This window comes from Streptomyces sp. NPDC047002, assembly GCF_040704505.1.
Lineage (GTDB): Bacteria > Actinomycetota > Actinomycetes > Streptomycetales > Streptomycetaceae > Streptomyces.
Genome location: NZ_JBEYWC010000004.1, coordinates 186,232 through 197,540 on the forward strand (window position 1 = coordinate 186,232; position 11,309 = coordinate 197,540).

The 11,309-nt window shown below is 75.4% G+C and carries 7 protein-coding genes; all 7 read right to left on the reverse strand.

The genetic code is table 11. The features are described from left to right. Positions 1-270: 270 nt before the first annotated feature. The 7 genes from AB0910_RS06605 to AB0910_RS06635 all read right to left on the reverse strand — a co-directional run bounded on the left by AB0910_RS06605 (position 271) and on the right by AB0910_RS06635 (position 11,202). Entirely contained in the window at positions 271-1,155 is an 885-nt protein-coding gene (locus tag AB0910_RS06605; protein WP_366743420.1) for a serine protease, read from the reverse strand. A 141-nt stretch (positions 1,156-1,296) separates the two neighbouring features. Further along, complete coding sequence (locus tag AB0910_RS06610) at positions 1,297-2,856, reverse strand: RNA polymerase sigma factor (protein WP_366743421.1); 1,560 nt, start codon at positions 2,854-2,856, stop codon at positions 1,297-1,299. Positions 2,857-3,241: 385 nt separating this feature from the next. Then, entirely contained in the window at positions 3,242-4,183 is a 942-nt protein-coding gene (locus AB0910_RS06615; RefSeq protein ID WP_366743422.1) for an FCD domain-containing protein, read from the reverse strand. Positions 4,184-4,298: 115 nt separating this feature from the next. Further along, the gene (locus tag AB0910_RS06620) at positions 4,299-6,074 is read right to left on the reverse strand and encodes an ATP-binding cassette domain-containing protein (RefSeq protein ID WP_366743423.1); all 1,776 of its coding nucleotides are present in this window, start codon (positions 6,072-6,074) and stop codon (positions 4,299-4,301) included. Between the two features lie 385 nt (positions 6,075-6,459). After that, the gene (locus AB0910_RS06625; RefSeq protein WP_366743424.1) at positions 6,460-7,224 is read right to left on the reverse strand and encodes an NUDIX hydrolase; all 765 of its coding nucleotides are present in this window, start codon (positions 7,222-7,224) and stop codon (positions 6,460-6,462) included. Positions 7,225-7,342: 118 nt separating this feature from the next. Then, a complete protein-coding gene (locus AB0910_RS06630; RefSeq protein ID WP_366743425.1) occupies positions 7,343-9,445 on the reverse strand; it encodes a glycogen debranching N-terminal domain-containing protein in 2,103 nt (700 codons plus the stop codon). Then, positions 9,442-11,202 (reverse strand): DUF4192 domain-containing protein, encoded by a 1,761-nt coding sequence (locus AB0910_RS06635; RefSeq protein WP_366743426.1) that lies wholly within the window; start codon positions 11,200-11,202, stop codon positions 9,442-9,444. Before AB0910_RS06635 ends, AB0910_RS06630 begins: the two co-directional genes overlap by 4 nt. Between the last annotated feature and the right edge of the window lie 107 nt (positions 11,203-11,309).

Genomic DNA, 11,309 nt, shown 5'->3' on the forward strand with positions numbered 1-11,309 from the left:
GCGGCCCCCTGCCCCGGCACGCGGGCCGGGGCGGTCTACCGGGTCCCCGGCCCGTGCGCGGGGCGGCCTACCGGACCCGGGGCCCGTACGTGGGGGCGGCCTTGTGGACCCGGGACCCGTACGCGGAGGCGGTCTTGTGGACCCGGGGCCCGCGCGGGGGCGGTCTTGTGGACCCGGGCCCGGCGCGGGGGCGGCCCTCCAGCCCCGCGCCCGCGCGCCGCGGGGGTTCTTCCGGGCCCGAGCCCGTGCGTCGGAACCCGGGAACCGTCCTCAGCGCCCGACCGCGTCGGCGACCGGTGGCAGGTCGGACGTGACCCTGGCGTAGACCCCGGGGGCGTCGGCGAGCCCGCAGCCGCTCCCCCACGACACCAGGCCGATCAGCCGCCCCTGCGCCACCAGCGGGCCGCCGCTGTCGCCCTGGCAGGCGTCGTGGCCGCCCCGCGGATCACCCGCACAGAGCATCGAGGACGCCGCGTAGCGCGCCCCCGAGCCGCCGCCCGGGTACGCCTTCTCGCACTGGGCGTCCGGCAGCACCGTCACGGGCGAGGCGCGCAGCGTGGAGGCGTAGTCGCCGCGGCCCGTCGTGTCGCCCCAGCCGAGCACCTGCGCCCCGCTGCCCGGCGCGGCCGCCCGGTCGCCGGGGGCCGCGGGCTCGATGGCCGAAGAGGCGGGCAGCGGCGTCCTGAGGGTGAGCACGGCGATGTCGTTCTCGTTGCTGCTCGCGTGGTACGCCGGGTCGACCTCGTACGACGCGACGGCGACGGAGTGGCCTCCGGTGCCGGTGAGCCGGTCGCGGCCCGCGATCACCCGCAGGTCGCCCACGTTGTCCGGGCCCTGCCCGAGCACGTCGTCGCTCATGCAGTGCGCCGCCGTGAGCACCTTCGTGGGCCCGACGAGCGCGCCCCCGCAGAACTGCCCCGCGCGCCCGGACCCGAACCGGTCGGGGCTGACCAGTGCCACCACCCACGGATGGGCGGCCGTCGTCGTGGGCCTGCCGCCCACGACGACGCTGTCGGCCTGGGCCGGGGCCGCGGAGGCGAGCGGCAGCAGCGCTGAGGCGCTCAGGGCCGCGAGCCCCGCATACACCGCTCGGGAGGGCCGTACGGCCCGGGTGCGGCACGTGGCACGGAAGGCGCTGGCAAGGGGGCGACGCATAGGTTCTCCTGACTCTCCGTGGAAAGGTCATCCACTCGGAGTCATCCAACCTGTCCTTCGGCCCGAGCGCGAAACGAAGCGGACCCGGAACCCCTCGAAAGGGGAACCGGGCCCAACCAGGTGTGCGGGTGCCGCGGCGGATCAGTCCAGGTAGTCCCGCAGGACCTGCGAGCGGGACGGGTGGCGCAGCTTCGACATGGTCTTGGACTCGATCTGGCGGATGCGCTCGCGGGTCACCCCGTAGACCTTGCCGATCTCGTCCAGCGTCTTCGGCTGCCCGTCGGTGAGGCCGAAGCGCATGGAGACCACGCCCGCCTCGCGCTCCGAGAGGGTGTCGAGGACGGAGTGCAGCTGCTCCTGGAGGAGGGTGAAGCTGACCGCGTCGGCCGGGACGACCGCCTCGGAGTCCTCGATCAGGTCGCCGAACTCGCTGTCGCCGTCCTCGCCGAGCGGGGTGTGCAGCGAGATGGGCTCGCGGCCGTACTTCTGGACCTCGATGACCTTCTCCGGGGTCATGTCGAGCTCCTTGGCCAGCTCCTCAGGGGTGGGCTCGCGGCCCAGGTCCTGGAGCATCTGGCGCTGGACGCGCGCGAGCTTGTTGATGACCTCGACCATGTGCACCGGGATACGGATGGTGCGTGCCTGGTCGGCCATGGCGCGGGTGATGGCCTGCCTGATCCACCAGGTGGCGTACGTGGAGAACTTGTAGCCCTTGGTGTAGTCGAACTTCTCGACCGCGCGGATCAGGCCGAGGTTGCCCTCCTGGATCAGGTCGAGGAAGAGCATGCCGCGGCCGGTGTAGCGCTTCGCCAGCGAGACCACGAGGCGGAGGTTGGCCTCCAGCAGGTGGTTCTTGGCGCGCCTGCCGTCCTCGGCGATGATCTCCAGCTCGTGCTTGAGCTTCGGCGCGAGCTTGTCGGTGCCGGCCAGCTTGTCCTCGGCGAAGAGGCCCGCCTCGATCCGCTTGGCGAGTTCGACCTCCTGCTCGGCGTTGAGGAGGGGGACCTTGCCGATCTGCTTGAGGTAGTCCTTGACCGGGTCGGCGGTGGCACCGGCGACGGCGACCTGCTGCGCGGGCGCGTCGTCCTCGTCGTCGTCGGAGAGGACGAAGCCCTTGGCCTCGCCCTCGGTCTCCTCTTCCTCCGCCTTGCCCGCGGGCACGTCCTCGACCGGCTCCTCGGCCTCGCCGAGCTCGTCGGTGTCCTTCTTGGCGGCGGTCTTCTTCGCCGTCGTCTTCTTGGCCGCGGTCTTCTTCGCCGTGGCCTTCTTGGCTGCCGCCTTCTTCGGCGCCGCCGCCTTCTTCGCGGGGGCGGCCTCCTCGTCGGCGGGCGCCTCGACGACCTCGGCTGCCGGCGGTGCGGTGGCGGCCGCCGCCACCGTCTTCACCGGGGCGGGCTTGGCCGCGACAGGCTTGGGGGCGACGGTTCGCTTGACCGGACTCTTCGCAGCGACGCTCTTGCGGGTGCGCTTCGGCGACTCCGCGGCACTGACCATCAGCGTCACACCCTCTTCCTCGAGGATCTGATTGAGGCTGCGCAGAACATTCTTCCACTGGGTTGGCGGAATCTGGTCGGCGTCGAAGGCCCGACGCACGTCATCGCCGGCGATCTGTCCATCAGCCTTACCCCGCTCGATGAGCGCCATCACAGACTCGGACTCGGCGATCTCCGGCGGGAGCGTACGGGATGTGCTGGCCGACACGAACAACCTCTCGGAACGATGGGAAGGGCTTCCGGCCCCGCCCGACAACGGACCGGAGCCGACGACCGACGGCTGGGGATGTCACCGACGGCGCGGGCTTGAGCCAGGGGAGGACCACAGCCCCGCCTGCGGCGGGCGTATTCCTCTCTCGGCTGCCACCTCTTAGGTCATCGCACTGCCTCGGGGAGTGTTACGCCCAATCCGCGTGGCCCGAGTCACACCACATATGCGACATATACGCCAAGTATCGGCAAAGCGCCCCTTGTGGCGCCCTGCCATGGCGCGCGGCACCCCGCTTCCGCGCCGCCGGACCACACCTGGGCCCGGCGGCCCGCCGCGCGGGGCACCCGGACATTGCCCGGCCCCGCGGCGGGTGCGCCAGGGGTCAGTGCTCGCGCGGGGCAGGCACCACTCGCTCGACGTCCGGGTGGACGGTCAGCAGCTGGCGCATCGCGGCCTCGGCCGCCGCCCCGTCCCCCGCGCCCAGCGCGTCGGCGATACGGGCGTGGTGCGCGAGCGACGCCTCGCCCGGGCGGTCGCAGCCGGTGGCCGGGCCGCCGGAGACCTGGAGGGCGGCGGCGACGATCCCGGAGAGGTGCTCCAGCATGCGGTTGCCGGCGAGCTGGATGAGCAGCGAGTGGAACTCGGCGTCGGCGCGGGCGAAGGTGATCGCGTCGCCCTGCGCGAGAGCGTGCCCCATGATCTCGACCATGTCGGTGAGGCGGGCCTGCACGTCCTCCCTGCCGTGCCCTGCGGCGAGGCGGGCGGCCAGGGGCTCGATCGTCCAGCGCAGCTCGGTGAGCTCGCGGCGCTGGTCGTCGCGCTGGGGGCCGAAGGCGCGCCACTCGATGATGTCGGGGTCCAGCAGATTCCAGTCGCTGACCGGGCGGACCCGGGTGCCGACGTTGGGCCGGGCGCTGACGAGGCCCTTGGCCTCAAGCACCCGGAGGGACTCGCGCACGACGGTGCGCGAGACCTCGAAGCGCTGGCCGATCTCCTCAGGCACCAGCGGACGGTCCGCGCCGAGGTCGCCGGAGACGATCATCTGACCGAGCTGCTGGACGAGTTGGCCGTGGAGTCCACGGCCCCGGCTGCCCGTGGGGCGCCGGCCCGTGCGGGAGAGGTCCACGTCCGGGCCCTCCCAGACGGGGGCGGCCGCGCGGTCGGCGCCGGTGGCCTGGGAGAAGGGGTAGCGGTCGAGGTCACCCGGTCCCGTCAGGCCGGAGTCGGCGGAACGGGCGGAGGTCATCATGGTGTGCGCAAGGGTACTCACGCATCCTTTGTCGGCGTTGCTCCGACTGCCCTTGAGGGCTTTGGTGAAAAGCACACGAAAGGGTGATCTGCGCCCGCGGCTTCATTGACGGACCGTGATTTCTCCGCCCGAAACGCCTGCTTTGCCCGGCGAGTTATGGCCATGGCGATCAGAGTCGTACCGATAGCGCTCACCAACGGGCCCTACTACGAAGACTGGTGAACACGAACGCGCAGAACAGGACAGTCAGGGAGAGCCCGAGAGCCGTCGCCTCGGGCCGCGTCACCAGGCGCAGCATCCCGATCAGCCAGCTGTCCGTCTCGTGCGGCCGCCCCAGCCTGACGAGTTGGCGCACGGGCTCGGGAAGTCCGGCCAGGGAATGGGCGGAAGGCCCGGCCGGCACCTTCTTCACGAGCGGGACCACCAGCACCGGGACGGCGATGACGGCGGTGACACCCGCGGCGGTGACCCGGAAGATGCCCGCGCCCAGCAACCCCGCCCAGGCGCAGCCGAGCGCGAGCCCGGCCCAGCCGGCGCCGAGGGCGGGCCACGCGCCGGGGGCCGGCAGGGCGTCCGCGCCGTGGAGAAGCCGCAGCGCCGCCCCGTCGACGGCGGCGGCCGCCAGCGCGAGCAGTACGGCGACCGCACCGGTGACCGCGAGCTTCGCGAGCAGCAGTCCGAGCCGCCTCGGCACGGTGCCGCGGGCACCCGCGAGCGCCGGGTGGCGGTACTCGTCCCCGTACGCGAGGGCGCCGATGAGCCCGGCCCCCATGGCGGCGGGCGGCAGCGGGAGCAGGGCGGGCCAGGCGGCGAGCAGCCCGGCGGGCGGCGTGGTCCCGGTGTGCGCGAGCGGCAGGGCGAGGGCAAGCGAGACGAGCAGCGCGGCGGCGGCGATCAGCGGGGAGGTCCTGACGCCGAACATCCGCCGCAACTCGTAGCGGAGGGGCCGCAGCGGACCCCGGGTGGGCCGGGCGTCCAGCACGGGCGGCAGCGGGGCGGCACGGCCCGTGCCCGCCTGGACGGGCAGCAGCGCCGTGGTCTCCCGCCCGTCGTCCTGCGGGTCGTCGCCGCTCTGCCGGGCCGCGGGCACCGGGCCGCTGTCCCCGATCTCGTCGGCGAGCTGGTGTACGAGCACGCCGTGCCGGAAGGCGGTCTCGCCGATCTCGGGGCAGCTGCTGCCGTAGACGGTGAGCCGGGTGCCGCCCTCGGCGACCACCTCGACGGAGCGCCGGCCCGCGCGGGCCTCCTTGCTGAGGGCGTCGGCGAGGCGGGCCGCGTGCGGCGTCCTGATCGCCACGCGGGGGCGCAGCCTCGTGCCGGAGAAGGAGGCGGCGTCCTGGTCGGCGACGAGGCGGCCCGCGTCGATGGTGACGACGTGATCGGCCGCGCGCGCCGCCTCCTTGGGGTCGGCCGTGGTGTACAGGACCGTGCCGCCCTGGGCGGCGTGCGCGCGCAGCAGTCCGTGCAGCCAGCTGGTCTCGCGGGGCGAGAGGTCGGCGGAGGGGGCGTCGAGCAGCAGGGTGTGCGGGTCGCCGAGCAGCGCTGCGGCGATGCCGAGGCGGCGGTCCATGCCGAGGGAGAGGTTGCCGAGGCGCTCGTCGCGCAGGGGGCCGAGGCCCACCACGTCGAGCAGTTCGTCGGCGCGGGAGGCGGGCACGCCCGCCGCGGCGCACAGCATGCGCAGCTGCCCCTTGGCCGTACGGCCGGGATGGCCCGGCACGTCGCCGAGCAGGACGCCGACCTCGCGCGCGGGATGCGCGATGCGGTGCAGCGGCCTGCCCCTGAAGTAGGCGACGCCGCGGCCCTGTTCGAGGCCGAGCATGAGGCGCAGGGTGGTGGTCTTGCCGGCGCCGGGGGCGCCGAGGAGCGCGGTGACCGAGCCGGGTCTCGCCTCGAAGGTGAGGTCGTCCACGGCGGGCTGCTGGTCGCGACGGGGGGCACTGGTCAGTCCGATGGCCTGGAGCATCGTTCATCTCTCGCAGGGGGTGAGACCGCTCCGCGGCAGAGCGAGTACGCCAGCACGATAACGCTATATGTCCGATTTGCTACGTAACCAGAAGTGTGCTGTGTCCTTCGCGGGGAGGACGGGGGCGTGCGGCCGGGGGGCCGCCCGGCCCGAACGGGGGTCCCGCCCATGGCCGGTGGCCGCTGGGCGGGGGCCCGCCTGGTCCGAATGGGGTCACGTTCACGGCCGGTGGCCGCCGGGCGGGCGTGCCGCCTGGCGAGGGGGCGTCCCATCAGGTGCTGCGGCACCCCGTCAGGTGCCGATGGCGCCCCCGCGAGGTGACACAGGGTTCAGGTGACACAAGGTCAAGGCCGGGCGACACGGGTTCGAAGGGAGGGGACGGGGCTCAGATCTCCGGGCGGAGCATGGGCGGGTTGAGCACGGTCGCGCCTCCGGCCCGGAACAGCTGGGCGGGCCTGCCGCCCTGACGGGTCGTCGTACCGCCGGTGGGGACAAGGAAGCCGGGCGTGCCGGTGACCTTGCGGTGGAAGTTGCGCGGGTCGAGCGCCACACCCCACACCGCCTCGTAGACCCTGCGCAGCTCGCCCACGGTGAACTCCGGGGGGCAGAACGCCGTGGCCAGCGAGGAGTACTCGATCTTCGAGCGGGCGCGCTCCACACCGTCGGCGAGGATGCGCGCGTGGTCGAACGCCAGCGGGACGGGCGGCTCCCCGTCCGGTCCCGTGGCGCCGTCCCTGCCGAGGAGGTCCACGACGGGCGCCCAGCGCGCGCTGTTGGCGTCGCCTCCCGCGCGCGGCGCCGGCAGGTCGGGCGCGAGCGCCAGGTGCGCCACGCTGACGACCCGCATCCGGGGGTCGCGGCCAGGGTCGCCGTACGTGGCCAGCTGTTCGAGGTGAGCCGTGTGCGCGGCCTCGGCGCCTCCCGCGTCCTGCACGCACAGGCCGGTCTCCTCGGCGAGCTCGCGGGCTGCTGCCTGGGCGAGGTTCTCCTCGCCGCGCACGAAACCGCCCGGCAGGGCCCAGCGCCCCTGGAAAGGGGGCTCGCCGCGGCGGACGGCCAGCGCGCACAGGCCCTGGCCGCGCACGGTGAGCACGACCAGATCGACGGTGACGGCGAACGGGAGAAAGGCCGACGGGTCGTAGGGCGACATGGCGCCGATCATAGTCGTCTGCCTGACGATAAACACTCCGCTCGCCCACACCGGCCGATCACGCCCCGGCGGCCCCCACGCCCGCCCCGCGCGGCCGGTGGTTTCTCTCCGCCCTTGCCTACACGCCGAGTTGGAGTCGCGCGGCCGCCTCCTCCACGACGCCCATTCCCGTACGCCCCACCCGGACGGCGAACGGCTCCCCCGCCACCCGCAGGCCGGTGATCCGCACCGCGCCGAGCGGCGCCTCCCGCAGCGGGTGCAGCGCGACGAGCCCGCCCGGCGCGTCGGGCCCGATGCCCGCGAGCGCCGCGACCACGTGGACGCCCGCGGCCGCGGCCACCGCAGCCGGGCGGCACGCGGCCGGGTGCGGCACCGGCATCCCGCCCTCGGCCCGCCGCCGCCCCGCGTACATCTCGGGCAGCCGGTACCCGAACGCCTCCGCAGCATCCAGCAGACCCCGCAGCAGCAGGCCCGCCTCGGTCCCGTGCCCCGCGGCGGCCAGGCCGGCGAACGCCACCGCCGTCTCGTGGACCCGGACGGCACCGGCGCGGTGGCCGAAGGGGTTGTGCCCTGGGTCGCGGCCACCGAGGCCCCGCAGCCCCCAGCCCGAGTCGAGGGCGGGGCTCGTCAGCAGCTCGGCGACCCGGGCGCGGCGCGGGGCGTCCAGCAGCCCCAGGGCCCTGCCGCCGCCTGCGGCGAGGCCGGTGTCCAGCAGATGGGCGAGGTCGGCCCCCGGGAAGGGCAGCAGCCTGCCGTCCGCCGTACGGGCAACGGCCGGGCGCCCGCCGGAGGCGTCGTCGATCCAGAACGTGCGCAAGAACCGCTCCCGCAGCTCCTCCGCGGCCGCACGCAGGTCGTCGGCGCCGGGTCTGCCGCAGGCCGCGAGCAGGTCGGCGCCGAGCAGCGCCGCCCGGTGTGCGTGGGCCTGGGTGGCAGCGCGCCGCGGCCCCTCGGGACCGGGCTCACCCAGCGGCTCCCCCTCGCCGAGGGCCGTGCGCAGCCACCGCAGGCAGCGCTCGGCTGACGGCAGGAGCTCCTCCAGGTCCTGCTCAGGCAGGCCCCAGAGCCTGGCCTCGGCAAGGACGACGGGGAAGGCGAGCGTCGCCTCGATGCCCGTGCAGCTCGGCGGCAGGTGTGGTCCCGCGTCCCGCAGGGGGCCGGGGATGCGTCCGGCGTCCGCTCCCCTGCCGCGTACCTGGCCGCGGGAGACCGCGCGCAGGGTCGCTGCGGTGAGTCCTGTGCCGAGCGGCAGCGCCATCCTGACCGCCCAGAGGGCCTCGGCCGCCGGCGGCCCGCAGCGCCAGGGGACACCGGCCGCCGGATAGATGTCGGCGGGGCCTGCGGGCCCACGCTGGAGCAGGGCCCTGAGGTCGTCGATGCTCGCCGCGAACAGCCGGCCCACCCGGTGGTCGTCGCCCTCCGCCGCGGCTGCGGCAGGCAGCAGGCCGGGGCTCCGGCCCGGTGCCCTGGCCGGACGGTCGGCCCGCACGCGCAGCTCGACGGTGCGGGAACCGCCGGGCGGCAGTTCGAACGCCCAGCGCAGCAGGCCGGGCGCGGCCAGCGCCTCGTGGGGCGGCGGCTCGGCCGTGACGACGGCCCCCGCGCCGTCGTCGGCGGTCCAGCGCAGGCCGCCGCCGTGCACCGTGGCCGGGAGCTCGGGGCCCGCGCGGCCCGCGGCGATCGCCGCCAGGTCGCTCAGGTCCGTCCCGAGCGCGATCTCGACGGGGAAGCGCCGCACCGCCCTTGACGCGTTGTGCACGGTGATCCGCTCGGTGCCGTCGGCGTCCCTGAGCCGCTCGACGCTGAGCTCCGGGTCGGGGCCCGCGTCGGTGGGCGTCCTGACCACCGCGAGGAAGTGCGCCCGGTCCGCCGGCCCCATCCGGCCCTGGAGTGCCATGGGTTCGCGGTCGGCGACGCGGAGCCGACAGCGGGCGAGCACCCGCCGCCCCGCCTGGTAGCAGCCTTCGACCCCGCTGCCGGTGAGCTGGCCGTGGTCGGCGCTGATGGCGAGGTGGGGCAGCGCGACGCAGAGCAGCAGCCGGTGCAGGGGCGGAGGGCCGCCGGCGGGGGCGCGCGGCAGGTCGCCGCGTACGGGAGGAGGAGCGGTGAGCGCCATGGGTGGTCTGGTCCGCCTTCTGTGCACCGGGCCGCTGTGGTGGCGCGGCTCGTACTCCGACGCCTGGGTGAACGCGTGGGGGCGCCGGGTGGTCACGCTCCTCATCGCGCGCTCCCCGCCCCGTCGGGGCCGCCGCGCAGCCGGGGGCGTCGCCGCGCGGCGCCCTCCGCTGCTCGGCCGGCGGGCCCTGCCTGCGCGTTCCTGCCCGGTGGCCTGGACGGCCCCGGCCGGGTCCTGCGCAGCAGTCCGCGCCGGCCGGAGCGGACCGGAGCGGCCGGAGCCGGGCTGTCCGCAGCGGGGGCCGAAGCGTCCGAAGCCGGGGCGGCCGGGCCGGCCGGGAGCGCGGGCGGAGTGGCCGGAACGGGGGTGTCCCGACCGTCCGGGAGCGCGGGCCGCGCGGGCGGGGCGACCTCCGGTGACGGGCTCGCGGGGGCGGGTCCGGGAGCGTGGGCCGCCGCGCCCCCGTCGGCCGGGGCGCGGTCCTCGCGGGACGGGAACGGGAACGGGAACGGCGCGGCACCGGGCAGGTCCGGCTCCTCGACCAGCCACTCGATCTGGCTGACAGCTGTCAGCGTTCTGCGCGCCGCGGCCATGCCGTCCCGCACGATCTCCTCGGGGGATCGCGGGCGCCTGGGCCTGGGGAAGCGCCACGGCCGGGAGCCGCCGGGCTGCCTGACGCCCGGGTCCGGGTCGCCCGGGCCGGGCTCCCGCGCGGGCGCCGGGTCGAAGCAGGAGCGCAGGGCGGCCGTGTCGACGCCCCTGTCGTACGCCTCGTTCAGCAGCCGGGCGAGCTGGTAGTCGGGATCGACGGCCAGCGCCCGCGACACGGCGGCCCGCGCCGACGGTTCGTCCCCCGCGGCCCAGGCGTACCACCCCGCGAGCGCCAGGGGCGCGGCGCCGTACTCGACGTAGACGCCGGAGCAGCGGCGGGCGAGCGCACGCCACAGCCGCAGCGCGGCGCCGGCCTGCGGGTCGTCCGTCCAGGCCGCGGCCCGGTCGCGGGTGTCGCGGTCCTGGAGCCCGACCACGACGGCCGCGACCTCGGCGTCCTGGAGGAGGGCGTCGTCGAGGGCGTCGGCGGCGGCCTCCGCCGCGGGCTCGCCACCGGGGACGGCGGGCGGCGGCCCCTGGACCGTGGCGAGGCGGCGGATCAGGTCGCGGGCGAGGCTCAGTGTCCGGTCGGCGACGGCCTCCCGCCCGCCGCCGAGGATCTCCGGCACGGCGGTGCCGCCCGCCCTGTCGAAGGCCCGCGCCTGCGCCTCGGGGCAGGTACGCGAGCGCGGGGTGATTCTCGCTTCGAGTTCCTCGATCGAGCCGCGGACCCGCAGTCCCGCGTAGGCGGCGTGCGCCGCGATCACCGAGGTGCCAGGCAGCATCGCCTCCCCGCCATCCGGCGGGCAGCACCGCGGGTCCTCGCAGCAGTAGGACCAGAAGCGGCCGCCCGAGACGCACAGCGCCTCCATGACCGGCAGGTCGCGCGTGCCGCAGGCGGTGCGCAGCAGTTCGGCGAGGGGTCGCAGCCGCTCCATGACCTGCCGGCCGGTCTCGCCCGCCGCGGTGTCGGGGTCGCGCCAGAGGAAGAGGAGAACGCCGTCGGGGCGGGCGCGGCGCCGGCCTGCGGCCTCCACCGCGTGCGCGACGGCGTGGTCCGCCGCGGCCTGCCACCCCTCGGTGTCCGCGGGGATACCGAGCCTGAGCCTGCTGCCGAACCTGGCCTGCCTACCGTGCAGCGTGATGACCACGACGGAGTCGGTGGGCCTGAAGCCCAAAATGTACGGGAGTGCGTCGACGAGCTCCGCCGGACCGCGCAACGTGATCGGCTGCTCGCCCGCCGGACCTGATGTGTGCTGGTGCTTGCTCATGACCCGACCGTCTCGCGCCGACCCCCACCACCGCGACCCCTGTGGATAACCTTATCCACAGCCCTGATCAGCTCATATGCCCGCATACAGCCGACCGCTATTACGCA

What these genes read in the sequence shown, in the direction of transcription:
- AB0910_RS06635 (WP_366743426.1), bottom strand. Translation starts at nt 11,202, where the DNA reads ATGAGCAAGCACCAGCACACATCAGGTCCGGCGGGCGAGCAGCCGATC.
- AB0910_RS06625 (WP_366743424.1), bottom strand. Translation starts at nt 7,224, where the DNA reads ATGTCGCCCTACGACCCGTCGGCCTTTCTCCCGTTCGCCGTCACCGTC.
- AB0910_RS06630 (WP_366743425.1), bottom strand. Translation starts at nt 9,445, where the DNA reads ATGAGGAGCGTGACCACCCGGCGCCCCCACGCGTTCACCCAGGCGTCG.
- AB0910_RS06605 (WP_366743420.1), bottom strand. Translation starts at nt 1,155, where the DNA reads ATGCGTCGCCCCCTTGCCAGCGCCTTCCGTGCCACGTGCCGCACCCGG.
- AB0910_RS06620 (WP_366743423.1), bottom strand. Translation starts at nt 6,074, where the DNA reads ATGCTCCAGGCCATCGGACTGACCAGTGCCCCCCGTCGCGACCAGCAG.